The sequence below is a fragment of the Nonomuraea sp. NPDC049158 genome, from assembly GCF_040648335.1.
Taxonomy (GTDB): domain Bacteria; phylum Actinomycetota; class Actinomycetes; order Streptosporangiales; family Streptosporangiaceae; genus Nonomuraea.
In genome coordinates this window covers 90,574-115,653 of sequence record NZ_JBEZDM010000019.1, presented here as the reverse complement: position 1 = coordinate 115,653, position 25,080 = coordinate 90,574, and the positions used below count along the sequence as shown (strand labels likewise).

Annotated in this window: 32 protein-coding genes and 1 pseudogene; 11 read left to right on the top strand and 22 right to left on the bottom strand. The window is 70.8% G+C overall.

Annotated elements, in window-relative coordinates:
* Positions 1 to 32: 32 nt before the first annotated feature.
* Positions 33 to 662 carry a TetR/AcrR family transcriptional regulator gene (locus AB0B61_RS34255; RefSeq protein WP_358440838.1) on the top strand — a complete coding sequence of 210 codons (630 nt, stop codon included), beginning with the start codon at positions 33 to 35 and terminating at the stop codon, positions 660 to 662.
* A 7-nt stretch (positions 663 to 669) separates the two neighbouring features.
* On the opposite strand, the gene AB0B61_RS34250 is transcribed toward AB0B61_RS34255, so the two are convergent.
* The 6 genes and pseudogenes from AB0B61_RS34250 to AB0B61_RS34225 form a co-directional block, all read right to left on the bottom strand.
* On the bottom strand, positions 670 to 849 hold the full coding sequence (locus AB0B61_RS34250; protein WP_358440835.1) for a DUF1707 domain-containing protein: 180 nt from the start codon (positions 847 to 849) through the stop codon (positions 670 to 672).
* Positions 850 to 904: 55 nt separating this feature from the next.
* On the bottom strand, positions 905 to 1,090 hold the full coding sequence (locus AB0B61_RS34245; protein ID WP_358441064.1) for an ABC transporter permease: 186 nt from the start codon (positions 1,088 to 1,090) through the stop codon (positions 905 to 907).
* A 34-nt stretch (positions 1,091 to 1,124) separates the two neighbouring features.
* A pseudogene (locus tag AB0B61_RS34240) lies at positions 1,125 to 1,364 on the bottom strand (ATP-binding cassette domain-containing protein); the annotation flags it as partial.
* A gap of 227 nt (positions 1,365 to 1,591) precedes the next feature.
* Entirely contained in the window at positions 1,592 to 2,020 is a 429-nt protein-coding gene (locus AB0B61_RS34235) for a hypothetical protein (RefSeq protein WP_358440833.1), read from the bottom strand.
* Positions 2,021 to 2,031: 11 nt separating this feature from the next.
* Positions 2,032 to 2,292: a hypothetical protein gene (locus AB0B61_RS34230; RefSeq protein WP_358440830.1), complete on the bottom strand. Its 261-nt coding sequence runs from the start codon at positions 2,290 to 2,292 to the stop codon at positions 2,032 to 2,034.
* A complete protein-coding gene (locus AB0B61_RS34225) occupies positions 2,289 to 2,666 on the bottom strand; it encodes a DUF2089 domain-containing protein (RefSeq protein ID WP_358440827.1) in 378 nt (125 codons plus the stop codon). Before AB0B61_RS34225 ends, AB0B61_RS34230 begins: the two co-directional genes overlap by 4 nt.
* Before the next feature lie 147 nt (positions 2,667 to 2,813).
* Between AB0B61_RS34225 and AB0B61_RS34220 the strand changes: the two genes are divergently transcribed.
* Complete coding sequence (locus AB0B61_RS34220) at positions 2,814 to 3,602, top strand: integrase (RefSeq protein WP_358440824.1); 789 nt, start codon at positions 2,814 to 2,816, stop codon at positions 3,600 to 3,602.
* 333 nt (positions 3,603 to 3,935) lie between these two features.
* Here AB0B61_RS34220 and AB0B61_RS34215 read toward each other — a convergent pair whose 3' ends face one another.
* Complete coding sequence (locus AB0B61_RS34215) at positions 3,936 to 4,481, bottom strand: DinB family protein (RefSeq protein WP_358440822.1); 546 nt, start codon at positions 4,479 to 4,481, stop codon at positions 3,936 to 3,938.
* Between the two features lie 58 nt (positions 4,482 to 4,539).
* Positions 4,540 to 4,773 carry a hypothetical protein gene (locus tag AB0B61_RS34210; RefSeq protein WP_358440819.1) on the bottom strand — a complete coding sequence of 78 codons (234 nt, stop codon included), beginning with the start codon at positions 4,771 to 4,773 and terminating at the stop codon, positions 4,540 to 4,542.
* 28 nt (positions 4,774 to 4,801) lie between these two features.
* On the opposite strand from AB0B61_RS34210, the gene AB0B61_RS34205 reads away from it, so the two are divergent.
* Positions 4,802 to 5,758 (top strand): NADP-dependent oxidoreductase, encoded by a 957-nt coding sequence (locus tag AB0B61_RS34205; protein ID WP_358440817.1) that lies wholly within the window; start codon positions 4,802 to 4,804, stop codon positions 5,756 to 5,758.
* Positions 5,688 to 6,221: a TetR/AcrR family transcriptional regulator gene (locus tag AB0B61_RS34200; protein WP_358440815.1), complete on the top strand. Its 534-nt coding sequence runs from the start codon at positions 5,688 to 5,690 to the stop codon at positions 6,219 to 6,221. The genes AB0B61_RS34205 and AB0B61_RS34200 overlap by 71 nt, the downstream gene beginning before the upstream one ends.
* A 14-nt stretch (positions 6,222 to 6,235) precedes the next feature.
* Here the strand turns inward: AB0B61_RS34200 and AB0B61_RS34195 are convergent, their stop codons facing one another.
* Both AB0B61_RS34195 and AB0B61_RS34190 read right to left on the bottom strand, forming a co-directional pair.
* Positions 6,236 to 6,682, bottom strand: a complete 447-nt coding sequence (locus AB0B61_RS34195; protein ID WP_358440812.1) for a hypothetical protein — start codon at positions 6,680 to 6,682, stop codon at positions 6,236 to 6,238.
* Positions 6,683 to 6,712: 30 nt separating this feature from the next.
* Positions 6,713 to 7,639, bottom strand: coding sequence for an RNA polymerase sigma-70 factor (locus AB0B61_RS34190; protein WP_358440810.1), 927 nt, complete (start codon positions 7,637 to 7,639; stop codon positions 6,713 to 6,715).
* Between the two features lie 197 nt (positions 7,640 to 7,836).
* Between AB0B61_RS34190 and AB0B61_RS34185 the strand changes: the two genes are divergently transcribed.
* Positions 7,837 to 8,322 (top strand): carboxymuconolactone decarboxylase family protein, encoded by a 486-nt coding sequence (locus tag AB0B61_RS34185; protein WP_358440807.1) that lies wholly within the window; start codon positions 7,837 to 7,839, stop codon positions 8,320 to 8,322.
* An 88-nt stretch (positions 8,323 to 8,410) separates the two neighbouring features.
* The gene (locus tag AB0B61_RS34180; RefSeq protein WP_358440805.1) at positions 8,411 to 9,745 is read left to right on the top strand and encodes an FAD-binding oxidoreductase; all 1,335 of its coding nucleotides are present in this window, start codon (positions 8,411 to 8,413) and stop codon (positions 9,743 to 9,745) included.
* Positions 9,746 to 9,815: 70 nt separating this feature from the next.
* On the opposite strand, the gene AB0B61_RS34175 is transcribed toward AB0B61_RS34180, so the two are convergent.
* The 3 genes from AB0B61_RS34175 to AB0B61_RS34165 are packed head-to-tail and all read right to left on the bottom strand — an operon-like array spanning position 9,816 to position 11,488.
* Entirely contained in the window at positions 9,816 to 10,058 is a 243-nt protein-coding gene (locus tag AB0B61_RS34175) for a helix-turn-helix transcriptional regulator (RefSeq protein WP_358440803.1), read from the bottom strand.
* Positions 10,058 to 10,576 (bottom strand): DUF2975 domain-containing protein, encoded by a 519-nt coding sequence (locus AB0B61_RS34170; RefSeq protein WP_358440800.1) that lies wholly within the window; start codon positions 10,574 to 10,576, stop codon positions 10,058 to 10,060. Before AB0B61_RS34170 ends, AB0B61_RS34175 begins: the two co-directional genes overlap by 1 nt.
* Positions 10,577 to 10,627: 51 nt before the next feature.
* Positions 10,628 to 11,488 carry a helix-turn-helix transcriptional regulator gene (locus AB0B61_RS34165; protein WP_358440797.1) on the bottom strand — a complete coding sequence of 287 codons (861 nt, stop codon included), beginning with the start codon at positions 11,486 to 11,488 and terminating at the stop codon, positions 10,628 to 10,630.
* A gap of 131 nt (positions 11,489 to 11,619) precedes the next feature.
* On the opposite strand from AB0B61_RS34165, the gene AB0B61_RS34160 reads away from it, so the two are divergent.
* Positions 11,620 to 12,615: an aldo/keto reductase gene (locus AB0B61_RS34160; protein ID WP_358440795.1), complete on the top strand. Its 996-nt coding sequence runs from the start codon at positions 11,620 to 11,622 to the stop codon at positions 12,613 to 12,615.
* A gap of 30 nt (positions 12,616 to 12,645) precedes the next feature.
* On the opposite strand, the gene AB0B61_RS34155 is transcribed toward AB0B61_RS34160, so the two are convergent.
* From AB0B61_RS34155 to AB0B61_RS34130, 6 genes are all read right to left on the bottom strand, one after another.
* On the bottom strand, positions 12,646 to 14,031 hold the full coding sequence (locus AB0B61_RS34155; RefSeq protein WP_358440792.1) for a serine hydrolase domain-containing protein: 1,386 nt from the start codon (positions 14,029 to 14,031) through the stop codon (positions 12,646 to 12,648).
* Positions 14,032 to 14,104: 73 nt separating this feature from the next.
* Positions 14,105 to 15,163 carry a winged helix DNA-binding domain-containing protein gene (locus AB0B61_RS34150; RefSeq protein WP_358440790.1) on the bottom strand — a complete coding sequence of 353 codons (1,059 nt, stop codon included), beginning with the start codon at positions 15,161 to 15,163 and terminating at the stop codon, positions 14,105 to 14,107.
* Positions 15,164 to 15,202: 39 nt separating this feature from the next.
* Entirely contained in the window at positions 15,203 to 16,003 is an 801-nt protein-coding gene (locus tag AB0B61_RS34145; protein WP_358440787.1) for an alpha/beta hydrolase, read from the bottom strand.
* 77 nt (positions 16,004 to 16,080) lie between these two features.
* Positions 16,081 to 16,602, bottom strand: coding sequence for a DUF6596 domain-containing protein (locus AB0B61_RS34140; RefSeq protein WP_358440785.1), 522 nt, complete (start codon positions 16,600 to 16,602; stop codon positions 16,081 to 16,083).
* Complete coding sequence (locus AB0B61_RS34135) at positions 16,548 to 17,033, bottom strand: sigma factor (RefSeq protein ID WP_358440782.1); 486 nt, start codon at positions 17,031 to 17,033, stop codon at positions 16,548 to 16,550. Before AB0B61_RS34135 ends, AB0B61_RS34140 begins: the two co-directional genes overlap by 55 nt.
* Positions 17,030 to 17,368 carry a YciI family protein gene (locus AB0B61_RS34130; RefSeq protein ID WP_358440779.1) on the bottom strand — a complete coding sequence of 113 codons (339 nt, stop codon included), beginning with the start codon at positions 17,366 to 17,368 and terminating at the stop codon, positions 17,030 to 17,032. Before AB0B61_RS34130 ends, AB0B61_RS34135 begins: the two co-directional genes overlap by 4 nt.
* Positions 17,369 to 17,498: 130 nt before the next feature.
* Here AB0B61_RS34130 and AB0B61_RS34125 point away from each other — a divergent pair, with 130 nt between their 5' ends.
* The gene (locus tag AB0B61_RS34125; RefSeq protein ID WP_358440776.1) at positions 17,499 to 17,954 is read left to right on the top strand and encodes a pyridoxamine 5'-phosphate oxidase family protein; all 456 of its coding nucleotides are present in this window, start codon (positions 17,499 to 17,501) and stop codon (positions 17,952 to 17,954) included.
* Positions 17,955 to 17,961: 7 nt separating this feature from the next.
* On the opposite strand, the gene AB0B61_RS34120 is transcribed toward AB0B61_RS34125, so the two are convergent.
* Complete coding sequence (locus AB0B61_RS34120; RefSeq protein ID WP_358440773.1) at positions 17,962 to 18,543, bottom strand: TetR family transcriptional regulator; 582 nt, start codon at positions 18,541 to 18,543, stop codon at positions 17,962 to 17,964.
* A gap of 119 nt (positions 18,544 to 18,662) precedes the next feature.
* Between AB0B61_RS34120 and AB0B61_RS34115 the strand changes: the two genes are divergently transcribed.
* The gene (locus AB0B61_RS34115; RefSeq protein WP_358441058.1) at positions 18,663 to 19,361 is read left to right on the top strand and encodes a GNAT family N-acetyltransferase; all 699 of its coding nucleotides are present in this window, start codon (positions 18,663 to 18,665) and stop codon (positions 19,359 to 19,361) included.
* Here the strand turns inward: AB0B61_RS34115 and AB0B61_RS34110 are convergent.
* Positions 19,345 to 19,743 (bottom strand): hypothetical protein, encoded by a 399-nt coding sequence (locus tag AB0B61_RS34110; protein ID WP_358440771.1) that lies wholly within the window; start codon positions 19,741 to 19,743, stop codon positions 19,345 to 19,347. The genes AB0B61_RS34115 and AB0B61_RS34110 overlap by 17 nt on opposite strands.
* Before the next feature lies 1 nt (position 19,744).
* Positions 19,745 to 20,290, bottom strand: a complete 546-nt coding sequence (locus AB0B61_RS34105) for a dihydrofolate reductase family protein (RefSeq protein WP_358440768.1) — start codon at positions 20,288 to 20,290, stop codon at positions 19,745 to 19,747.
* Positions 20,291 to 20,433: 143 nt separating this feature from the next.
* On the opposite strand from AB0B61_RS34105, the gene AB0B61_RS34100 reads away from it, so the two are divergent.
* Positions 20,434 to 22,224 carry an RNA ligase family protein gene (locus AB0B61_RS34100; RefSeq protein ID WP_358440766.1) on the top strand — a complete coding sequence of 597 codons (1,791 nt, stop codon included), beginning with the start codon at positions 20,434 to 20,436 and terminating at the stop codon, positions 22,222 to 22,224.
* Positions 22,224 to 25,052, top strand: coding sequence for a poly(A) polymerase (locus AB0B61_RS34095; RefSeq protein ID WP_358440763.1), 2,829 nt, complete (start codon positions 22,224 to 22,226; stop codon positions 25,050 to 25,052). The genes AB0B61_RS34100 and AB0B61_RS34095 overlap by 1 nt, the downstream gene beginning before the upstream one ends.
* The last annotated feature ends 28 nt before the right edge of the window (positions 25,053 to 25,080 follow it).

The following is a 25,080-nucleotide window of genomic DNA, read 5'->3' as shown; positions in this document are numbered from 1 at the left end:
CTCGGTAAGTGAGTTGGGTTAGGTTTAACACTGTGACCCCGAGCAGGCAAGGACCCGGCAGGCAGGAACGCGCTCGCCTGCGGCGGGAAGAGATCATCACGGCGGCCGGCGAGATGTTCGCCCGCGGCGGTTTCCGCGGCACCTCGCTCGCCGACGTCGCGGCCCGGGCCGGCATCACCGAGCCCGGTCTGCTGCACCATTTCGGCAGCAAGGCGGGCCTGCTGCTGGCGGTGATCGAGCGGCGCGACCTGGACAGCGAGGCGTTCGCCCTGGAGTTGCTCGGCATGGAGCCCTCCGGGCGGCTGCGGGCCCTGCCGGAGTTCGCGCGCCGCAACAAGCAGCGGGCCGGGCTGGCCAAACTGTTCACGGTCTTGGTGGCCGAGAGCCTCGAGCCGGGCTCGCCCGGCCACGTACATTTCGTCGAACGCTACCGCGCGATGCGCGCCATCGTGGCCGACAACATCCGCTCCGCCCAGGCCGACGGCGTCGCCCGCCCGGACATCGACCCGGTGGCCAAGGCCACCGAGATCATCGCGACCCTCGACGGATTGCAGACCCAGTGGCTGCTCGACCCCGACACCGTCGACATCGTCGCCACCGTCGAGTCCTACGCCCGCACCCTGGAACACGACCTCGCCTGCGGCCTGCCCCACCTCAGGTGAGTGCGCGTCACCGGCGCGGGGTCAGCGCGTCGATGGTACGGGCGGTCAGCGCCGCCTCCAGCCGCTCGTCGAACTCGACCGGGCCGAGCCGGCCGTCGGCGACGGCGGCGCGCAGCAGCTCGATGACCTGGTCGCGGTCCGCGTCCGACGCGCGCAGCGCGGGTGAGCTGGGCGGATCTGCCGACATCCGGCCTCCTCAATTGTTGACTGGTCGATCTAGTCGATCTAAAGGAGACGGCTGGCTAGGCGATTCTGCGGCGATAGGTGGCCATGGCGAAGAGGTAGGCGACGATGAGGAGGCCGACGCACCAGGCCAGGGCGATCCAGATGTCGGCGCCGATCGGCTGCTGGGCGAACAGGTCGCGGACGGCGTTGACGATGGAGGTGACCGGCTGGTGTTCGGCGAAGGCGCGCAGCGGGCCGGGCATGGTGGCGGTCGGTGAGACTGATGGACTCCCGCACCTCCACAGCCCGCGCGGCCACATCGAAACCGTTGACCCGGGCCGTCCCGGCATCCGCCCTGAGCAGCGTGGACAGGATCTTCACCACCGTGGTCTTGCCCGCCCCATTCGAGCCGAGCAGCGCGAAAATACTGCCGCGCGCCAGCGCGAAGTCCACACCACGTAACACCCGCAGTTCCTTGTACGACTTCTCCAGGCCCTGCACATGGATCGCAGGCCCGTGGACCTGATCGGCTGTCATCCGGATATCCGTTCTCTGTTTGGTCATGGTTTGTCGCCCGGGGTGCGATCGATGGCGTCGGTCAGCCGTTCTCGGCTGATCCACAGTTGAACGCCTCGGCGGACTCCACCGGGTCTTCGTCGACGGCCGGGGCGCGCCGATGAGCGGCTAGATCACAGGTTGGTCGTTCAACCGCGCTCCGCTGTAGCGGGCACGGCCTCTCGGGGGTCCGTCGAACGGGACGGCGCCTACTCGCAGTAGACGCGCAAGTGGCCATCCTCCATGTCCATCTCCACGATCGTCTCGTCGAGATGCTCCACGAGCGCCTCGAGCTGTTCGGGCTTGAGCTGCTTCAGGTCGAGCGGCACGCCCGACCTGTCCAGTTCGGTGTTGGCCCGATCCAGTACCTGCGGCGGGATCAGCGCCGCCAGCTGTACGCCGGCCCGCAGCAGTTGCAGCGGCACCCGCACGTTGAGCCGCCCCGCCTCGCCGCTCTCCTCGAGGAACTCCATCACCACCCGCAGGTACTTCGCCTTGCCCCGCGGCCGGGCGGCGGGACTGGCCGCCATCGGCGGCGGCTGGTCGCGTTCGAGCGCGGTGATGAGCCGCTCTGCCTCGTCTGCGGTGATCTTGCCCTCGGCCAGCATGCCGAGGACGTCCCTGCGCTGCTCGTTCATCGGAACCTCCCCTATCGGATGGCGACCAGCACGGCCGTACGGTCGAACTCGACGTCGAACCGACTGCCGGGCAACGCGCAGACGATGCGCCAGCCGGTGCCGAGTGCCCGCACCACGTCGATGCGGTAGATGTGGCAGGCCACGGCTCCCCCCAGGAGGGCCAAGGCCACGACCGGTGAGAGCACGAGCACTACGGGAAGCACCGGAACCCAGATCCGGACGGCATGACGGTCCGGGCGTTTGACCCGTACGGTCACTAACTGGGGCATCATGTTGGCCCCTCCAATTCGGACAATGCCTGCTGTGCGGTGATCTCGCCGCGCCGCAACCGATCGATGACGTCGGCCCGCGACGGCGCCGGATCGGTCTCGACGAAGTCGAGCAGCTGCGTGATCCGCTTCAGTCGCGCTTTGATCGTCGGGTAGCTCACCCCGAAGATCCGTTCCATCTCCTTGATGGACCCGTGGCACCGCACGAACGCCGTGACGAAGACCTGGTCCTCGACGGTGAGCTGAGCCAGCTGGGGTAGCTCGAAATCGCCCTCGATCGCGATGCCGTTGTCCGCCAGGCGCACCCGCTCGACGACGAACGGCTGGCCCCGGGTCAGGTTCGTGAGTTCCTGCCAGTCCATCGCCTGCTCTGCCATATCTAAAGTCATACCCGGTGAATATTAAACTTTCAAGATGTTGATCTTAATTTTCTTAAGGCCTGGCTTCTTTCGGGCACCCGTCCCGTCCCTGGCCGCGGTTGTTATGATCCTTGCCCCATCGGCGGGAGGCGCGAGGACATGCGGGTGACAATGACGAGCGCCGCGGCACGGATCGGCCGCGTGAACGAGGACTTCACCGGCGCCGTACCGACGGCAGCGGTGCTGGTCGACGGCGCCGGCATCCCCGGCGGCGACTCGACCTGCCGGCACGGCGTGGCCTGGTACGCCGGCCGCCTGGGAGGCAGCCTCCTCACCCTGGTGTCACTCGTGCGGGACCGCGGCCTTCCGGCGCTGCTCGCCGAGGCCATCGAGCAGGTGACGGACGATCACCGCGACACCTGCGACGTCGCCGACCCCATCAGTCCGTCGGCGGCCGTGGCCGTCCTGCGCCTGTCCGGCGGCCTCATCGAGTACCTGGTGCTCGGTGACGCGGTCCTCGTGCTCGACAGAGCCGACGGCCCGCCGCTCGTCGTCTCCGATCCCCGGGAGGTGATCATCAGCCGGTCGTACGAGCCCATGCTCAAGGCCGCCGCCGCGGGCAGCGACGAATACCACCGCATCCTCCGAGACCTGCGTGCCCACCGGAACCAGCCGGGCGGCTTCTGGGTGGCCAAGGACGACCCGCGCGCGGCGGACGAGGCGATCACCGGAACCTGCCCGATCTCCGAGCTGAACGGCGCCGTCCTGCTCAGCAATGGAGCCAGCCGCATCGTGGACCCCTTCCAGCTCGCCGACTGGCCGGGGGTCATGGCCGTACTGGCGTCGAGCGGGCCCGCCGACATCATCCATCGTGTCCGGCAGGCGGAGACGCGCCACGCGGTGGCGGCGGACGACGCGACGATCACCTACTGCACCGGCCTCGGTCAGGCATGAGGGTCACGGCAGAAAACCGGCGGCCAGCCTCCCCATGATCTGATGCACTTCCTCATCGAGGGCTACCTTCCCCTGCGGAACGGATTCTGGGACCTGGTCGCCGACGTCGTCGACTTCGGCTTCCTCAGCGCCGAGGCCGACCGCATGACCCGGGGCATGCCCGCGAAGGGCCTGGCCGGCCGGACGTGCTCACCACCACGACGCTGCCCGCCGTGCGGGTCGGGATCTGGGAGGCCGTCGCGGCGTGGCGGCGGCTGGCGCTCGGAGACTCGCTGGAGGTGACGTACCCGCCGTCGATCAACTGAGCAAGCGCCCAGACGGCGGCCGGTCTGTTTACGGCGCAAGTGGGTCCCATCCGCACACGACCAGGTACCCGTCGATGGTGGTGATGCGATCGGAGGTGGGGTCGTCGGGCAGGGCGTGGCCGAGGTCGCGGTTGCGAACCTCGCCGATCCAGCGGTCGTGCTGGTACTCGTGGTTGATGATCGCCATGAGCAGGGACTGCGCGATGATCTTGAGCTGGGCCGGGGCGCCGACGTCTCCGGCTCCGATGGCGTCCATGCGGGCGTGGACCCGTTCGCCGACGGTGGCCCGGAAGTCGGCCAGTCGCCGGGGGTCGGGCAGGGGCAACCGGTTGGCTTCCGGGTTGGCCGAGTCCATGAGGTCGTCCAGGTCAGGTGCGGGGCTCGGTTCGGCCGCGGTGAGGTTGCGGACCATGAAATGGGCCACGTGGGCCTGGTGGCCGAGGTGCCAGCCGATGGGGCTGAAGTTCTGCTCGGGCCGCCAGTGCAGTTCCTCGGCGGTCAGGTCGCGCCAGAGCTCGTCGGTGTAGGCGCGAGCCCGGTCGTACTCCGCCAGCAGTTCCGCGATCTCGAACATGTGCTCTCTCCAGGGTCGACGGGTGGACTGTGGGCTGCTCATCGGGCGTCGGCCGCGTTCAGCACGATGCGGCAGCTCGGCGCAGCGATGCGTCGGCGCCCTGCTCGGCCACGACGGTACGCGCGACCGCGAGGAGCTGGTCGTGGTTCTTCCTGGCGTCGGCTCGCATATGCCTCCCTCCCGAATTGACAACCGGAGCAGTGCCCCGGATATATTTGGAGCACTGCTCCGGAACGATATCCCATTTGTTGTGAAGGGTGACGGCAATGCCGACGAACATGATGAAGGCCATCCGGCTGCACGAGCACGGTGATCCTGAGGTGCTGCGTTACGAGCAGGTGCCGGTTCCCGAGCCGAAACCGGGTGAGGTGCTCGTTCGCGTCCACGCGGTGGGCGTCAATCCCCCCGACTGGTATGTGCGCGAAGGAATGTCCAACGTGCCTCCTGAGATGAGGCCGAAGCTGAGCTTGCCGATGATTCCGGGGACGGACGTGTCGGGCGTCGTCGCGGCCGTGGCCGCGGATGTCGACGGCCTCTCCGTCGGCGACGAAGTCTTCGGCCTCCTTCGCTTTCCCACTCTGGAGGGCAGCGCGTATGCCGAGTACGTCGCCGCGCCCGCCCTGGACCTCGCCCGCAAGCCGGCTCGCGTCGATCACGTGCACGCCGCCGGGGCGCCCATGGCCGGGCTCACCGCGTGGCAGTTCCTGATCGAGCTCGGACACGATCACCCCACGCCCTTCCAAGCGGCGCCGCATCGCCCGATGACACTGAACGCTGAGACGACGATGCTCATCAACGGCGCCGCCGGCGGCGTGGGGCACTTCGCGCTGCAGCTGGCGAAGGGGAAAGGTGCCCGCGTTGTCGCGGTGGCATCGGGCGCGCATGAGTCGTTCCTGCGCGAGCTCGGCGCCGACGAGTTCATCGACTACACCAAGAGCCGTCCCGAGGAACTCGTACACGACCTTGATCTCGTGCTCGATGCCGTCGGTGGTCGCGACAGCAGTCGTTTCCTGCGTACGCTCAAGCGCGGCGGCGCATTGTACCCGGTGCTCCCCGGCGACTTCGATGACGAGGAGACCGCGAAGCTGGGCGTCACGGTCTCGGGCACCCAGGTCCGCTCGAACGGCGCGCAGCTCGCCGAACTGGGACGCTTGCTCGACGCGGGCACGGTTCGCGTCGCGATCGACAGCACGTTCCCGCTCGCGGATGCCCGGGCGGCACACGAGCGCGCCGCCCGAGGGCACATCCAAGGCAAGATCGTGCTCACGGTCGCCTAGGGACGAGTCCGACGAGGCCGGTGTGGGACGCGCGACGCTGTACCGGCATTTCCCGACGCGGGAGTCCCTGCTGCGCGGTGTGGCCGAGGTCGGGATGGCCGAACTCGTGGCGGCCTTCGCGGCCGCGAACCTCGAGGAGCTTCCGGCCGACCGGGCGATCACCAGGATCATCGCTGTGTACCTGCGTAACGGCGCCAAATACGCGGCGGTGATCGGCCGGGCCGACCAGTTCTGCGACCATGACGCCATCGAGCGCACGGTCAGGCCCATCCGCGAGGTCATCGCTCGCGGCATCAGCGACAAGGTGCTCCGCGACGACCTGCGCCCCGACGCCGTGCTGGCCATGTTCTCCGCGATCATGGAACGTGCCCTCTGGCTGACCCTCGGCCAGGCCATGACACCCGAGGAAGCCACCGAGACCGCTGTGACGATTTTCCTCAACGGCGCACGCAAGCCCGAGTAGGTCCGCGTTCGTGATCATTGCCCGCAGGCGGGCTCGTGTGACGGGAGCGGGGGAAGGGCGACCGGAGAGGGGCGCAACCCCTCGGTGAGCAGGGCGAAGTAGCGTCTGCGGCCGGCTCCCGCCGGATCCCCGGGATGTACGGTGGCCATGGTCATGACGATGACCGCCACCACATCCCGGACCTCCAGCTCCGGGCGCACCGCTCTCGCGTCGATGGCACGGCGCAGCAGCGGCTCCAGCGAGCCCAGGAAGCGCTGGCCGGTCTCGGCGGCGAACGCCTGGAATTCCAGGGCGAGCGAGTGGATCGCCCGCCGTCGCACGAGCACCTCGTCGAGCAGCGCCACCGCGTCGGTGGTGGACACCGCCGCCGGGATCGGGATCACTTGGTCGGCGGCGGCCACCGCCTTCTGCGCGTAGCCGGTCAGTCGCGTGCGACTCGTTATGAGATGTGAATGTCTCATTATGAATGGCCTAGGGCATCGTTCCCGGTCTCAGCGGCTCACCGTGGTCTCCCACTCCATGCGCGACAGCTTCTCGGGATTGCGTACGGCGTAGAGCCCGGTGATGAGGCCGCCGTCGATGCGTACCGTCACGACGGTGTCGATCATGCCGTCGAGCCGGACGATCAGTGCCGGGTGGCCGTTGACCTGTGCCGGCTGCAGCGACGCCACGGGGGTGAGGTTGCCCAGCAGCTGGGCCACCTGGTCGGCCCCCACGACGGGCGCCAGCGCGGCCTGCTTGAGTCCGCCGCCATCTGCCAGGAGGACGACGTCCGGCGCGAGGATGTCGAGCAGGCGCTGCAGATCGCCTGTTTCGATCGCCCTCTGGAACGCCTTGATCGCCGCTCGGGTCTCGGTCGGGGAGACGACGTCGCGTGGCCGGCGCGCGGCGACGTGTCCCCGTGCCCGGTGGGCGATCTGGCGGACCGCGGCCGGGCTCTTGCCGACGGCGTCGGCGATCTCGTCGTAGTCCAGATCGAACACCTCGCGCAGGACGAACACCGCCCGCTCGGTCGGCTGAAGCGTCTCCAGCACCAGCAGCATCGCCGTCGAGACGCTGTCGGCCAACTCGACGTCCTCGGCGATGTCGGGCGCGGTCAGCAGCGGCTCGGGCAGCCAGGGGCCGACGTAGGACTCCTTGCGCCGGCCGAGCGTACGCAGCCGTTTCAGTGCCTGCCGGGTGGTGATCCGGACCAGGTAGGCGCGCTGATCCCGCACCGTGCCGAGGTCGACGCCCGCCCACAGCAACCACGTCTCCTGCAGCACGTCCTCGGCGTCGGCGGCCGAGCCGAGCATCTCGTAGGCGACCGTGAAGAGCAGGTTGCGGTGGGTGAGGAACGCCTCGGTGGCGGGGTCCACGTGGCTGTCACGAGCGAGGGGCCCTGCCGTGTCCGTCGGTTTCTCGTTGCGTTCGCTCATCGCTGGTTCCTGCCTGTTCGTTCTCGACCGTGCCACGTATGAGATCCCGGTCCCCACCGCTTTGTGACACCCGGGATCGGTGATGCACGTCACATCGCCGCGCTGTCACAAGGATCGGGTCGCCGGGATCTCTTGTTCGCCAGGACGCCGCGCCAACGATCGACGCGGCCCGCACCACCACGAATGAGGACCACATCATGGAACAGCGTATGGATCTGATGGCCAACGAGCTCGGCGCCAAGATCGCCAAGCGGATCTACAACGTCGCCCTGGCGATCCAGCAGTCGTCGCTCCCCCAGTCCATCCAGGACCTGGTGATGCTGCGCGCCAGCCAGATCAACGGCTGCGGTTTCTGCGTCGACTACCACACCAAGGACGCCACGGCCGCCGGGGAGAGCGCGGTCCGGCTCCACCTGGTCGCCGCCTGGCGCGAGTCCACCGTGTTCACCGAGGCCGAGCAGGCCGCGCTGGCGCTCACCGAGGAGGGTACCCGGCTCGCCGACACCCACCACGGCGTGTCCGACGACACCTGGGCCCGGGTGCGCAAGCACTACGACGACGACCAGATCGTCGCGCTGGTCTCCGTGATCGCCATGATCAACGCCAACAACCGGCTCAACGTGATCGTGCGCAACCCGGGGGGCTCCTACCAGCCCGGCATGTTCGACGGCATGGCGAACTGACCGGCAGACCAATCCCCGCCGGCCCGGGATCCCCTCCATCCGGGCCGGCCACCGCCCCCTCCAGGGCGACTATCTCCGAAGGAATGTCATGAGTCTTGAAACCCTTCGCCGTGACTTCGGCGGCGACATCATCGAACCGGGCGCGGCCGAGTACCCATCGGCCGGCCGCTCGATATTGGCCTCCGGCAGCCCGGCCTACGTTCTGCGGCCCAAGAGCGTCGAGGACGTCCAAGCGGGTGTCAGATTCGCCGCCGGCGCGGGGCTTTCGCTGTCCGTACGAGGCGGCGGCCACAGCTTCGCGGGGTTCGGCACCCTCGACGACGGCGTCGTGATCGACCTTGGCAAGCTCGCGGACGTCGAGGTCATCGACAAGGACCGCCATCTCGTACGGATCGGCGGCGGCGCCACCTGGGGTCAGGTCGTGGCCGCCCTGGCCCCGCACGGCCTGGCGATCTCCTCGGGCGACACCAAGGGCGTCGGTGTCGGTGGGCTGACGTTGACCGGTGGCATCGGCTGGAAGGTCAGGAAGTACGGCCTCGCGCTGGACAACCTGGTCACCGTGGAGGTGGTCACGGCCGGCGGAGAGGTCGTCCAGGCGAGCGAGGAGGAGAACCCGGAGCTGTTCTGGGCGATTCGCGGTGGCGGCGGCAATTTCGGGATCGTGACCGCCTTCGCGTTCGCGGCCCACCCGACGACGGACATCTTCTACGGCAAGATCAGCTTCCCGGCGTCGGAGGCGGCCGTCGTGCTCCAGGGCTGGGCGGACCACCTCCGTACCGCGCCCGAAGAGCTCACCTCCGTCGTGGAGTTCGCCAATCCCTTCGCGGGCGGGCCCGAAGCGCCGGTCGAGATCCGCCTCGCCTTCGACGGCGATGACCCGGATCTCGCGGCGCGGGCCATCGACCCGCTCCGGCGGCTCGGCACGGTGATCGCCGACGACGTGGCGTTGAGGCCCTATGCGGACGCGCTGGTGGACGGCGCCACCCCGCCGCCGGGTATCCAGCTGGTGACCCGGAGCGCATTCGTCGACAAGGCATCGGTGCCCGAGCTCCTTCGGACCCTGGTCGAGGTCGGGGCAGCGCAGGGGTCGCCGTTCATCGCCGTTCGCAGCGTCGGCGGCGCGGTCTCCCGGGTCCCCGACGATGCCACGGCCTACGCGCATCGCCAGGCGGAGTTGATGATCGTGACCACAATCCTGGGGCCGCAGCCGGTCGTCGAGGCCGCGCGTCCCGCTCTGGACGCGATCTGGGCGAGACTCGCACCCCACGTCAACGGCGCCTACGCCAACTTCCTCACCTCTGCCACCGAGGAGGATGTCGCCGCGATCTATCCCACGCGGACCTACGAGCGGCTCGCCGCGGTCAAGCGTCACTACGACCCCGGCAACCTGTTCGCCCGCAACCACAACGTCCGGCCGCAGTAGGCCCTGCACCAGTACATCCGGTGAGCAGGTGGCGGGGGCGTACCCCCGCCTACTGCCATACCGACGCAGATCAACCTGCCGAAGAGGGGGGTGTGAAGGACAGGAGGTCGCCGGGCTGGCAGCCGAGGACCTCGCAGATCTTGCTCAGCGTCGAGAACCGGATCGCCTTGGCGCGGTCGTTCTTGAGGATCGACAGGTTCACGTTGGTGATCCCCACCCTGTCGGCCAGCTCCACCACCGTCATCCCGCGCTCTTCGAGCAGCCGGTCAAGGTGCACCTCGATGGCGTGGTCGGGGTTTTCAGCGGGCGGCATCAGACAGTTCCTTGGAGTTCCTCGCGCATGTACGTGCCGACGCGGACGACCTTGGACATCACGACGAGTCCGAGCCCGGCGATCAGGTACGCCCATGGGACGGCCCAGCCGTGCAGGGCCATCGCTCCCACCTCCCCGACAGTACCGGCCACCATCGACAGGGCCAGGCCGGTCTCGATGACGGTGGTGGAGATCGAGGTGGCGAGCGTGCCCGCGATGAGGAACAGGCCCAGGAACCGCAGCCTGCGAACGACCGCCTCGTCGAAGCCGTTGTCGCGTCGTGCGGCCGCTATCAGGCGGTCGAGCAGGAAGAACGCGGCGAGCAGCACCAGCGGGGTGGCGAAGCGCGAACTCTGGTACGCCAGCTGCGTGACAAAGCCGGGGTCGTTCTTGCAGATCTGCGGCAGATCGTAGGCGAACTCGACCCCCTTCTTCACGGGATAGGGGTTGTCGTAGACGGTGCCGCTCACGTCCACGGTCTTCCGTTGTGCGGGGTTGTCGAGAATGCTGCCCTCCACGGAAAGCAGGCCCGGTGACGGCATGCACACCGCATGCCCTGATCGGCCGCTTCACCGTGCGGGTGTGCCCGTTGTCCTTGTGGGGAACTCTTCGATACCGAGTACGCGCAGCAGCTCCAGCCGCTCGCGGGTCTCGGCGTCCGCCGGGGTGAGCACCAGCAGCTGCTGCCCCTGGTCGGGAGTGACCAGGGTCTCGCAGTCCATCACCAGGCGCCCCACCCGCGGGTGCAGCATGGTCTTGCGGTCGGCGCGCCGGACCGCCACCTCGTGTTCGGCCCAGAGCCGCCGGAAGTCGGCGCTCGCGGCCCGCAAACGGTCGAGGAGCCCGGCGACCGTGGGGTCGCCGGACCGGCGGCCGGCGGTCGCCCGCAGGTCGGCCACGAGCTGGCGGGAGTGATGTTCCTGCTCCTCGGGCGGGCAGATGGCGCGCGCGGCGGGCTCGGTGAACCAGCGGTATGCGACGTAGCGCCGGTCGCCGGAGAAGCCGGTGTGCTCGCCCATCAGCAGGACGTCCGCCCGGTTCTGGGCGAGGACCTCACCCAGGTCGGACAGCACCAGGGCCGGGGTGTCGCCGAGCAGGTCGAGCATGCGCATCAGGCCGGCGCGGGCCAGGCGGGCCACCCCGTCGGCGGGCGGCGGCCGGTGGCCGGCCAGGTGGAACAGGTGGTCGCGCTCATCGTCGGACAAGCGCAACGCGCGGGCCAGCGCGCCGAGCAGCTGGGTCGAGGGCTGACTGCTGCGGCCCTGCTCGAGGCGTACGACATAGTCCACCGACATGCCCGCGAGCATCGCCACCTCCTCCCGGCGCAGGCCGGCCGCGCGGCGGCGAGGGCCGTCGGCGAGGCCCACCTCGGCCGGGCGGATCGCCTCGCGGCGGCGGCGCAGGAAGTCGGCGAGCTGCTCACGTTGCATGCCCTCATGGTCTCTCACGGCCGGTGAGCCCATCCAGGGAGCGGCTCTCCCACGATGAACGCTCCGCTCCCGCCCGTCCCGGCCCAGGCCCAAGGTTGGGGGGGACGACATCGAGAACGAGGGAGAACACGATGCAGATGCGAACCCTGGGCCGCACCGGACCGGCCGTTTCCGCGCTGGGCCTGGGTGCGATGGGCATGTCGGGTGCTTACGGCACGGCCGACCGCGCGGAGAGCATCGCCACCGTGCACGCCGCGCTGGAGGGCGGCGTCACGCTGATCGACACCGGCGACTTCTACGCCATGGGCCACAACGAGTTGCTGCTCGCTGAGGCGCTGGCCGGCCGGGATCGCGACAGCTACGCGCTGAGCGTCAAGTTCGGCATGCTGCGGGGGCCGGGCCACGAGTTCGGCGGGCATGACTGCCGTCCCGAGGCGGTGAAGAACTTCCTGGCGTACTCGCTGACCCGGCTGGGCACCGACCACATCGACATCTACCGTCCCGCCCGGCTGGACCCGGCGGTGCCGATCGAGGAGACGGTAGGCGCGATCAAGGAGATGATCGACGCCGGATACGTGCGGCACATCGGCCTCTCAGAGGTCGACGCGGCGACGATCCGCCGGGCGCACGCCGTGCACCCGATCGCCGACCTGCAGATCGAGTACTCGCTGATCTCCCGCGCGGTGGAGGCGGACGTGCTGCCCACACTGCGGGAGCTCGGCATCGGCCTGACCGCGTACGGCGTCCTCGGCCGCGGCCTCATCTCCGGGCACTGGAGCGCCGGCCACACCGCCGGCCCCGGCGACAGCCGCGGCTTCAGCCCGAGGTTCTCCGGCGAGAACGTGGAACACAACCTCGCCCTCGTGGCGGCCCTGCGCCGGGTCGCCGAGGCGAAGGGCCGCACCGTCGCCCAGCTGGTCATCGCCTGGGTGGCCGCACAGGGCCAGGACATCGTGCCGCTGGTCGGCGCTCGCACCCGCGAGCGGCTGACCGAGGCGCTGCCCGCGATGGATGTGCACCTCACCGCGGACGACCTCGCCGAGATCGAGAAGGCGGTGCCGCCGGGCTCGGCCCGTGGCGACCGGTATCCGTCCGCGTTCATGTCCCACCTCGGCGTGGGCAACTGAGTCCGGCCAGAACGGTGCCGACGAAGGCCATCATGAACGTGAGGGCCAGAGGCGCGCGACCACCAGCGCCGTCCCCGCCGCCGCGGCCGTCACCAGCCAGATCATGAACGTCGGGTAGAGGTAGACCACCTGGATCCAGGCGATGTCGCTGCCTCGGGCGAGCACCCGGAAGACCGGGGCGATGGCCGTACACAGGATGAGCGGCAACAAGTACGGCAGCAGCCGCCATCGCTGCCAGCCCGTCCGGCGGGCGGCCCAGCGCCGGGAGCGGGCGATGCCGCGCACCGCCAGCGCGACGGTCGCCAGCGTCAGCAGCGTGAACACCAGGTCGGTGGCCAGGAAGGGAGAGGAGGGCGCGTCCGGCTGCCGGCCCTCGATCAGGGCGACCAGGCCGTCCATGAGCGCGGCGCTGTCGGCGAAGGCCATGCCGGTGTTGGCCATGACCGCCACGCCGTAACCGGACTCGGGCATCAGCAGTTGCTGGGCGGTGGAGGTGAACAGGTCGCCGCTGTGGCGTACGACGGGGGTGCCGCCCGCGGTCCGGTCGAGCTCCCAGCCGAGGGCGTAGTCGGGGTTCTGGGCGGAGGGTGTGCGCGCCTCCTTGATGCTCGCGGGAGACAGGATGCCGCTGCCGCTGTTCTGGGCGATCAGCCAGCGGGCCATGTCGTTGGCGCTGCTGAGCACGCCGCCGGAGCCGTTGCCGAACCCGGGCGGCTCCGGCACGGCGATCGCCTGGCCGAGCAGATAGAGGTGACCCCGGGCGCTGCCCGGCAGGTCCCGATCGGTGTCGATCGTGCTGCTGTTGCGCATGCCGAGCGGCGTGAACACGTGCGTCTTGAGGTAGCCCGCGAACGGCTCGCCGCTCACCACCTCGACCAGCCGGGCGGCGACCTGGTAGTTCGTGTTGTGGTAGCTGTAGGCGGTGCCCGGCTTCGAGGCGAGCCGCGCGTCTTTGAGCCGGCTCACCGAGCCCTGGAGGGTGTCGGGCTGGGGCAGGCTCTTCTCGTGGAAGGCCGAGTCGGCCATGCCCGACGTCTGGTTGAGCAGCTGGCGCACCGTGATGTCGGCCGCCCGGGGATCGGCCATCTGGAACTCGGGCAGATAACCGCGAACCGGCTTGTCGAGCTCGACCTGGCCTTTCTCCACCAGCTGCAGGACGGCCAGCGAGGTGAAGGACTTGCTGAGCGACGCGAGCGCCATGGGGGTGTCGGCGGTCACGGGCTCGCCTGTCGCGGTCCGGCCGTAGCCCGCGGCGTGGACGACCTGCGTCCCCTTGGTGACCACCACCGCCACACCCGGCAATCCGGTCGCTTCACGATATTGGGCGATGAACCCATCGATCAAGGCGGGGGTTGGTGGGGCGGGAGGCGCGGGAAGTACGGCCAGGAAGAGCGCCGCGAGAGTGTTCAGAAGCACCCGTCAACGCTAGGGATCGCGCCCGCCACGGCACATCGCGGAAACCCTCATCATCCTTTACGGAAAACCGCCATCAGATCCCTTGGATCTCACCGGCCTGGCCCGGTTCGGCGAAGGAGAGCAGCCTGGCCGCTTCCTCCCGGATCTCCTGGGCCTGCCCCGGCGACACCGGCGCGAACATCTCGACGCTCACCACCCGCTTGTCCCGCTTCCACACCCCTCGTACGAACCCGTCGACGAGGACCGTGCCGAGCACCTGCCCGTTGATCGTGATGACGCGCTTGCGGTGTTCGTCGGAGATGATCCGCGTGCGGTCGGCATGGCTGAGCAGCAGGTTGTCGAACGGCGCCAGCAGCCGCACCGGCGCCTCCACCTCCGGGCCCGGCCGAGGCGCGTCCGGCAGGTCGAACAGCCCCCTGTCCAGCTCGACCAGCCGCGCACGCAGCCGTTCGACCACCTCGCGCAGCCCGGTCAGCCCCGACCACGCCTGTACGTCGGCCACGGTCGCGGGCCCGAACGCGGCCAGGTAGCGCACGACCAGGTCCTCCAGCGCCGGGGAGGGATGCAGCTCGCGGCCCAGCCACGACTCGGCCGTCGCGTACGCGGTCTGCCCGGCCTTGCCCCACACCGCCCTGGGCGGTACCTGCACCAGCGGCGCCAGGAGGCGCACGACCTGCGCCAGGTCGGCGGCGTTCGTGCCGGGGAAGCGCCCGGCCAGCAGGGTCCCGAGCTTGGCCGCGGTGAGGGGGCCGCCGGTCAGCGCCTCGCGGCCCGCCTCGACGACCGCCGCCAGGTCCAGGCTCGCCAGCTGCCGGCCGTACCCGCTGTGCAGGTACTTGGTGAGCTGCGGCTGCGTCAGCGGCCGTAACGTCAGGCAGTCGGCGGCGCTGACCAGGTGGACGGTGCCGCGCATGAGCACGATCCGTACCGCCTCACGCCCGGTCAGCAGCCCCGCCAGCTCCTCGGGACGGAACCCCGCAAGGCGCGACCAGAGCCCGAAGTACGGCGGGAACGGCGCCTGCGCCTGCAGACCGACCAGGTGCTCCACCGCCTGTATCGCCGGCATGGCGTGCCGCTGGAGCAGGAGTTGCCTGGCCAGCGTGGCCCGGTTGAGCTCCCTGGCAGTGATCATCGGGCCATCCCGTCCAGCAGGTTCTTGGGCATCAGGCGATCATACGGTGGGATCGCTGAGGAACTCCCGCAGCACCGGGGCGAGCACCTGCGGATCCACGTCGTGCGTCTGGCCCGCCAGCGTGCGGTGCCGCCCTTCCGGAAGCGCGTCGGCCAGGCGCCGCGCCATGTCGCGCAGCCACGCCGGACTGGCGCCGCCGTCGGCCACCAGGACGGGCACGCCCACCTTGGCCGCCAGTTCGACGGGCAACGCGCCGCCCGTGGAGCCGTTGCCCATGACGGCCGCGTCGTAGGCGAGAGTGGGCGCCAGCGCCTCCAGCGCGGGCCACATCGGCGCGCCCCGCATCCGGCCGATCAGCTCCGCCGGCAGCCCCACCGTGGTCATGAACAGCGCGACCGCGTCCCCACGCCGCCCCGCGATCAGCAACGCGGTCAGCTCGGCCGCATAGGCGCGGGCCCGCGCCAGCCGGTCCGCCTCGTCGGGACTGTAGGGCGGCTCGAACAGCGCCAGCCTGGTGATCGCCACCCCCTGAGCGGCCGCCCGCAGCGCCAGCGCCGCCCCCGAGGACATGCCGTACGCCGCCGCGGCCCCGCCGGCCTCGGCGATGACCGCCGCCAGGTCCTCCACCTCGCGCTCGACCTGGTACGGCGCCGTGTCGCCGCTGTCTCCCCGCCCGCGCCGGTCATAGGTGAAGACGGTGAAGTACGGCGCCAGCAGCGCGGCCAGCGGCGCACCCGTCGAGCGGTCGCAGAGCGCGCCGCTCACATAGATCAGCGCCGGGCCGCTGCCCGAGCGGTCGTACGCGATGCGGGTGCCGTCGGCTGAGAGCACGGTGTGCATGAGACTCCTTCTTTCCCTGGCCGGTCATCTCGCCTCACCGACGAACGGGACGAGCCGGAACCGACACCCGCCTCCCCTCAGCTGACCTCGGCCAGCCGTCCGGCCAGATAGCGGCGTTCGGAGTCGTTGGCGGCCAGGTCGAGCGCCTGCCGGTAGGCGTCGGCCGCCTCGCCGTCGCGGCCCAGACGTCGCAGCAGGTCGGCGCGCGTCGCCGGCAGCAGGTGGTAGCCGTCCAGCTCGCCCGACTCCGCCAAGCCGTCCACCAGCGCCAGCCCCGCCTGGGGGCCCTCGGCCATGCCCACGGCCACCGCCCGGTTCAGGCGTACCACCGGTGAGGGGACCAGTTGGGCGAGCCGGTCGTACAGGGCGACGATCTGCGCCCAGTCGGTGTCGGCGGCCTTGGCCGCGGTCGCGTGGCAGGCCGCGATGGCCGCCTGGACCTGGTAGGCGCCGGGACGGCCTTCGAGCAGCGCCCGCTCCAGGATCTCGGCGCCCTCGGCGATCTCGCCGGTGTCCCAGCGGCCGCGGTCCTGGTGTTCGAGGGTCACCAGCACACCGGCGGCGTCCACCCGCGTGGCCCGCCGGGCGTCGTGCAGCACGCCCGCGCGATCTCGGCCGTCGTCAGCCCGGCCAGCGTACGCAGGGTCAGCGCCACCTGCGCCTCCAGAGCGAGCGCGGGATGGCAGCAGGTGAACATCAACCGCAGCCGGTCATCACCCACCCCGCTCTCGTCGCCATTCCCCTCGCCGTCCCGGGCGTCGAGCAGCGCCAGCTGCCGCAGCTTCTCGGCCCCGACGGTGTCGCGGCGCAGCCGGTCGAGCGCGCGGTTGCGGGCCGTCGTGGTCAGCCACGCGCCCGGCCGCCGCGGCACTCCGTCGCGCGGCCACCGTTCGAGGGCCGCGGCGAAGGCGTCCTGCGCGCACTCCTCGGCCAGGTCCCAGTCGCCGGTCATCCGGATGAGCGTGGCGACGACCTGCCCCCACTCCTGCCGGAACGCGGCCGCGACCGCCACAGTGACCTGGCCCGTCATGGTTGCCAGACCGGTCTGATCTCGATCTGTCCCACGCGCGCCCACGGATGGGCGGCGGCCAGCTCGATGGCCTCGTCGAGGTCGGCGCAGTCGATCACGCTGAACCCGCCGATCTGGTCCTTCGTCTCGGCGAACGGCCCGTCGGTCAGCAGGACCTCCTCCTGGCGTACGCGCAAGGTCGTCGCGTCGCTGCTGGGCCGCAGCCCCAGCGCGCCCCGCAGGATCCCGCGGCGCTCCATGTCCTCGGTCCAGCCGCCGCAGCCGACCATGTCCGGATCCTGCCCGGCGACCGTCTCATCGGACACGTCGCTGCACAACATCAGCACGTAACGCACCGGTCCTCCTCACCAGTTGCCCGCCGGTCTCAGTCTGCCAAGATCCCCGGTGGGCGGTACGGCGAGGCGGCGGTCCGAGGTCGTTCTGTAAGGTCAGGCATCGATCTTGAGCATGAAGGGACCTCTTCAGATGAGCGACTCGCCCCGAACCCCGCAGCAGCGCAAGCAGGACACCCTCGACCGGCTCGCCCATGACGTCGACGCCTGGGTGGCCACGGCCGACGGCCAAGGCGGGACGCCTTACATGGTGCCGCTGTCCTTCCTCTGGGACGGCGCCACCCTGCTCATCTCCACCCCGGCCACCAGTCCCACCAGCCGCAACCTTCAAGCCACCGGCAAGGTCCGGCTCGGCATCGGCCCGACCCGCGATGTGGTCCTCATCGAGGGAAGCGTCCAGGCGGTCCCGGCCGGCGAGCTCTCCGACCAGCTCGGTGACGCCTTCGCCGCCAAGACCGGCTTCGACCCGCGCCGGCTCAGCAGCCCCTACCTCTATTTCCGGATCCAGCCCCAGCGGCTGCAGGCCTGGCGCGAGGCCGACGAACTGGAGGGCCGCGACCTCATGCGCGACGGACACTGGCTCGCCTGACGCGCGGCTAACGCCCGGGGCCGGGCAGGACGCGTTCGACCACGTCGGTGACCAGGTCGTGGATCTGGCTCTCGGGAAAGACGTCGGGCAGCGTGAGCCGTTCGAGGATCAGCCAGTTGAGGGCCAGGTAGAGCAGGACCACGGTGGTCGCGTCGCCGGGCAGGCCGGACTCCGTGTGGTAGGTGATGTTGGCGTCGACGTCGGCGCGGATGCGCTCGGTGAGCAGGCGGCGCAGCTCGGGGCGGCGGGTGGCCTCCAGGCGGAGTTCGAGCAGGGCCAGGTAGCCGGAGCGGAATTGACTGATCCGCTCCACCAGGTCGTGCATGAGCTCGGTGACCCGGTCGCGGTCGCGCGGTCCCTCCAGCGCGCTGGCCACCATCGTGGCCTCGGGCTCCAGCCGTTCGTAGAAGCGGTGACCGACCTGGGTGAGCAGGTCGTCGCGGTTGTCGAAGTAGTTGGAGGCCGTGCCGTTGGGCACCTGCGCCTCGACGTCAACGGCACGGAAGGTCAGCCCGCGCGCCCCTTCGCGGGCCAGTACCTCGATGGCGGCGTCAAGGAGCGCCGCCCGTCGTGCCGGGTTCTGCCGCATGCGTATCTCCTGGATCGGAATTCAAACCACTCTAAGCATAGTACTCTGCTGGAGATACGTGAATTTCGTTCACCTGAATTCGAGAACGGTACCCAGATATAACGAGGACCGTGACTCGCATGCATTCGCCCAGCACGCCGCCCGGCTGGTTCATCGCCCGGCTTCATCTCGGGGACGAGCGGGGGGTCGCGGCGGCCGCCGCCGTCGTCAACGCCGCTCTCGGCCACGGCGTGCTCACCGTCGACCGGCTCCTGCGGCACATGCGCGATGACGACAGGGTGCAGTTCCTGGCGGCCTTCCCGCAGGGGTCGATGACGCCGGTGGGCGCGGCCCTGGCCCAGGTGATCGACGATGAGGAATATCGCGCGTTCACCGCCCCGATGCCGCACGGGATCCTGTCCCCCGCGCCGCCGTCCGCCGACGGCCGCCGGGTCGGCATCCTGAGCACCATGGCCGTGGTGCCGTCGATGCGTCGTCGTGGCCTCGGCACCGCCTTCGCCGAGCAGCGCACCGCCTGGTTGAGGGAGCGGTGCACCGAGGCGTACGCGATGGTGTGGCTACGCGACCGGCCGGGACGTGCCGACGGGGTGCTGAAGGCGGCCGGCTGGGAGCCGGTGACCACCGTCCACCGATACTGGGAACAGGCCTCGGTGGTGGGCGACTGCCACTGTCACCGGTGCGGCTCGCCCTGCCGCTGCGACGGCCTGCTGATGCGCCTGCCCGCCGAGCGCATCCGCGCAGACGTCGACGCCGACAGCGCCTTCCATCCGCAGATGGGCCTGCCCGGCGACGCCACCGGGGCTAGCGGCCACCGGTGAAGGGCGGCTCGCCTTCCTTGAGCGGACGGAAGCGCAGCGCCGACCAGACCTCGTCCACCGCGACCTGCCCGTTCGGCCGCAGGTCGTACTCGGCGGCGATGGGCCAGAGCGTGTCGCGGTTGATGTCGGCCTTGTTGCCCTTCGGGTAGGCCACCCACAAGGCCGTAGGCCGGGACAGCCGATCGCGGTGCTCGTTGAGGAGCCGCCGGACCGCGGCGGCGTCGGTGGCGAACAGCACCGCGACGCCCGCCTCGCTCAGGTCCTCGACGTGCCGCGCGCCCTCGGGCAGCGGCTCGACGAGCGGACGGTGCTCGTCGTCGGAGATCCAGACGGCGGTACGCGGCTTGACGAGCAGCTTGTCGGCGACGGTCTTGGCGGCCATGTCACGCCCTGCCGTAGGTGAGGGAGAGGACGCCGGTGCTGAGCGTCCTGGAGTCGGCCAGCTGCAGCGGGATCTGCCCGGTGCCCTCCTCGAACAGGCGCTTGCCGGCGCCGACCACGATCGGGTGGACCAGCAGACGCAGCTCGTCGAGCAGGCCGTCGGCCAGCAGCGACCGGACCAGGGCGGCGCTGCCGGTGATGCCGATGTCCTTGCCGGGCTGCTGCTTGAGCTCGGTCAGCCCGGCCACGACGTCGCCCTTGATGATCGTCGTGTTCTGCCACTCGGCGGTGTCGAGGGTGTTGGTGACGACGTACTTGGGGGTGTTGTTCATGCGGTCGGCGAAGGGGTTGTCGGCCGGGTCCTGGTGCGGCCAGTGGGCGGCGAACTCCTGGTAGGTCCGCCGCCCGAGGAGCATGACGTCGGCCTGCTCCATCTGCGACCCGACGATCTCCCCCATCTCATCGTTGAAGTAGGGGAAGTGCCACTTCTCCGGGGACTCCACGACGCCGTCCAGGGAGATGAACAGGCCCGCCACGATCTTTCTCATCGCTGTGCTCCTTGTCTGAGGTGCCCTCAGCCTCGCACCGAAAAATATAATTGTCAAGACTCCTGCAATGGTCGGCCGTTTAATCGATGGAGGCGCTTTCTTGCCGCTTGTACTGTGACTTCAGCCACAAGGGGGGAGGGATCATGCGCGTGCACTATCCGCGTACCCCTCACCTGCCCTGGTCGCCTGGCGTGACGCCGGACGACGTTCGCGCGGGAGATCTGTCCGGGCTGCGCGGGCGCGAGGTCGTGGTCACGGAGAAGCTCGACGGAGAGAACACCACCCTCTATACGGACGGGATGCACGCCCGGTCGCTGGACTCGGCCCACCATCCCTCCCGAGCGTGGGTCAAAGCGCTGCAAGGGCGGATCGGTGGACGGATCCCGGCGGGGTGGCGGGTGTGCGGGGAGAACATGTACGCCCGGCACTCCCTCGCCTACCAGGAGCTGGACAGCTGGTTCTACGGCTTCTCGGTGTGGGACGACGATCGATGCCTGGACTGGGACCGCACGGTCGCCTTCCTGCGCGGCCTGGGGATTCCGGTCCCGCCGGTGCTGTGGCGCGGGGTCTTCGACGAGCGGGCGCTGCGCGGGCTGCGGCTGAACGCGGAGCGGCAAGAGGGCTACGTGGTGCGGGCCGTCGACGGGTTCGGGCGGGCGGAGTTCGCGGGGCGGGTGGCCAAGTGGGTGCGCCGGGAGCACGTCCAGACCAGCACGCACTGGATGCACGCGACCGTCGTACCGAACGCTCTTGGCCCAGGAGCTGCGTTGTGGTCGGTGCGCTCGGGCGCGGACTGCGATGTGAACGCCCTGCTGACCTCGGTGGACCTCGCCCCAGCCGAAGCAGGGCACGGCGCGGTGGCCGAGGTGTCGGCCCGGCTGGACGCGATCGGCCGGCGCGGGGACGCTCGGCTGGCGGGTGTGCTGGCCACGGCGCTGCACTCCGTACCGCGGGCCCGGTTGGCGGCCCGGCTGGTCAGGCCGCTGGGCATGCGGCTGGCGCGGCGGGTCGCGGACCTGACCGGGCTGCACGGCGCGCTGCGCCGGCCCTACCCGGACGAGGAGCGGCGGGCCGGGCTGGGGCGCATGGCGTTGGCCGCAGACCTGGGTGTGCTGCACGCCGTGGCGGCGGCCACGCTGGCGGGTCGGGTGGACGATGAGGCCGACCATGAGCGTGAGCAGGTCGAATGGTCGGCGCTGTACGCCGAGGACGCCGGGCTGCTCGGGCCGGATCCGTTGCAGCCGATTCGGGCCGGTCTGCGCGCGGCCCTGACCGGGCTCGGCGGGGAGGCGGCCGAGCGCTGCTGGGCGGAGGCGCGCGACGCCTGGGCCAAGGGAAGGGTCACCACGGTTGAGGAGGCCGTGGCGGCGACCTGGCGGTGGCGGTCGGGGCGATTCCCCCGGCTGGTGCATCTGGTCGGGCCGTCAGGCAGCGGGAAGAGCACGTTCGCGGCTGGTCTGACGAAAATGGCTGGTCCGCCAGAGACCGCCGGTCTGCCAGGGACAGCCGGTCTGACGGAGATCGACGCGTACCTGTCGCTGGACGATCTCCGTGCGGCTAGAGGCTCGCGGGCGAACCAGCGGGCCAACCGGGAAGTGCTCGGCGAGGGACTGGACCGCCTCGATGCCGCCCTGGCGGCCGGTGGCACCGTGGTATGGGACGCCACCTCGCTCAATCAGCACCAGCGTTCCCTGGTCCACGCCGTGGCGCGACGCCGCGCCGCGCTGACGACGCACGTGGTCGCGCTGGTGGAGGAGGACGAACTGCACCGGCGCAACGCCCGCCGCGCCCATCCGGTGCCGCCGCACGTGCTGGACGATCAGATGCGCCGGTACGTCCCGCCGTATCCCGGCCATGCCCATCACACCTGGTACGTCGGCGCCTCCGGAACCGTCGATGACGTGGACGGCGCCTTGGAGGGGGAAGAGGCGTGATGCGTACCAGCGAGGAGATCTACCACTGGGTCCGCTGGGACCCCCGCTTCGACCCCTCACGTTTCGTGCTCGGCGTCGGCCAGCGGGACGCCGCCCCAAAGCGCATCCCGCTGCCCACCTTCGTGCCCGGCGGCGACGTCCCGTGGCATCGGGTGCTGTTCGTCGAGGCGGACGGCGAGCTGATCTGGGACCGCGCCACCGGACTGGACCGGATCGACAGCTGCGACGCGGGCCGGGTACGCGCCCCGCGCCGCCTGCGTGCGCCCGTCTTCAGCGTCAGAACCCCGCACACCTGGGACCCGGCCGCCGGCTGGCGGCCCAGCACGGGCCAGGAAGCGGTGCGAGCGTCCACGGGTGCGGCCGTGCGCGTCCTGACCTGGAACACCCTGTGGGACCGCTACGACAGCGACCGCATCGACACCGCCCGACGCCGCCCCCTGCTGCTGGCGGCCCTGGAAGCCGCCGACGCCGACGTCATCGCGCTGCAGGAGGTCGAGCCCGCGCTGCTGTCGCTCCTGCTGGCCGCCCCGTGGGTGCGGGCCCGCTACACCGTCGGCACCGACCCGGGCGGCGAGGACGTCGCCGACAGCGGGCTGCTGCTGCTCAGCCGGCTGCCCGTACGGGAGGCGGCCTGGCACCGGCTCGGCCCGCACAAGGCGGTCGCCGCCCTCGCGACCGAGACCGCCGCCGGCCCGCTCGTCGTCGCCACCACCCATCTGACCAGCGACCACACCGCCGACGGCGCGGCGCGGCGGCGGGCCGAGCTCGCCCGGATCGCCGAAGGGCTGGCCGGCGTCGAGGGTGACCTGGTCCTGATGGGCGACTTCAACGACGGCACGGACGTCCCCGCGTCGGCGCTCGGGCTTCGCGACGCCTGGACGGAGGCGTACGGGCCCGGCGACCACACTCCCACCTTCGACCCGCGCGCCAACCCGCTGGCGGCGCTGTCCTCGCTGTCCGGGCGGGCCGCCCGGCTGGACCGCGTGCTGGTGCGCGGCCGCCCCCGGACCGTCGCGGCCGCCCTGCGCGGAGACACTCCCGAGCCCGGTGGACTGCACGTCTCCGACCACTACGGGGTGGAGGCCGTCCTCGACGTCACGGGCAGCGCGCCCGCCGGGGTGCTGGACATGCCGCCGACCGCGCGTACCGCGGTGGCCTGGATTCCGCCGGAGGAGCTGTGGCCGCCCATGCAGGCGGTTCGCCGGACGCACGATCCGCAGGTGACCCGGTGGCCGCCGCACGTCAACCTGCTCTTCGGGTTCGTGCCGGAGTCGGCGTTCGACGTGGCGGCGCCGCTGCTGGCCGAGGCGGTCGCTGAGGTCCAGCCGTTCGCCGTACGGCTGGAGGGGATCCGGTCCTTCCAGCACCGCCACGACGCGACCGTCTGGCTCGACCCGGCCGCCGCCGATCCCGCCCCATGGGCCCGCCTGCGCCAGGCCCTCCACCAGCGCTTTCCCCGCTGCGTGGGCCGCGCGGAGGGCTTCACGCCGCACCTGACTCTGGGCCGTGTGCATGCCCCCAACCGTGCGGGCATCCGGCTCGACGCGATGACCGCCCGCGTCGGGGCGGTCGTGTTGCTGTCGCGGCGAGGGGACGAACCCATGCGCCCGCGCGCCGTGATCACCCTGGGTACGGGCGAACTCCAGTGGCTGCCCGAGCCCACCGCCGCCGTGCCCGTGTCCGTGCTCGATCCCGAGTCTGTTCTGGGCCTGGAGGACCTGGCCGATCGCGTCACTCGCCGGCTGGCGCAGGCGCTGAGTCCCGGGATCGTGCACGTCGCCGGCTCCCGACGGATGGGCTGCGCGCTCCCCGGAGCCGACCTGGACCTGGTGGCCGCACTCCCCGACGGGGAAGAGTCCGGCACGGACGTGGAGGCGCGGGTGCGGGCGGCGCTGCCTGAGGCCGTCCGGCTGCGGCGGGTGGTCGGCGCACGGGTACCGGGCCTGCGCCTGCACGTGTCCGGCCTGGACGTCGACCTGACCGTGGTGGCAACCGATCAGATCCCGCCGGCGCGGCTCGTGTTCCGCCGTACCGAACTGGGCGAGGCGGCGGCCATCGCCCTGAGCGCCGTCAGCGACGCGGACGCGATCCGCGCCGCGGTGGGCCCCGCACACGAGCGATTCGCCCGCCTCGCCCACCGGGTGAAGGCGTGGGCTCGGGCGAAGGGCCTGGACGCGGCCCCGTTCGGTGGCTTGCCCGGTCTGGCTTGGGCGGTGCTGGCCGCCCGCACAGTCCTCGATGCCGCGGACGGATCCGACACCGATCTCCTACGCCACTTCTTCAGCACGTGGGCCGCCTGGGACTGGCACGAACCGGTCGCCCTCATCCCAGCCACGACGCCCGTGATGGCGGTGATGGCGGTGATGGCGGTGATGACGCCCAGCGCTCCCGTACGCAACTGCGCTCGCCACGTCACCTCCGGCGGCCTGGACCTGCTCACCCGTGAGCTCTACCAGGCATGGGAGCTCACGGAGAACGGCCGGTTCACGGAGTTGACCGCCCCGCCGCCGCTCCACCGCCGTCACGCGGCCTGGGCGGTGCTGACCGTACGCTCCGACCGCCCTGAGGACCTCGACGCGGCCCTCGGCCGCGTCAGGGGACGCATGCTGGAGTTGCTCACCTGGCTGGAAGAGGCCGGGGTGGCGGACGTCCACGCCTGGCCGCGCCCGTTCGAGCGCGACCCCCGGCAGGGCCGCTACGCGATCGGCCTGGGCCACACGCCTCCGCGGGCCGCGCGGCTCAGCGAGATCACCGGCCGATGGGCCAGGAACATGCCCGGCATCACGATCGAACAGGCCGAGGGCGGCGTCGTACCGACCCTGAGCTGACAAACAGGTCGAGGCCCGCACCTGCCCC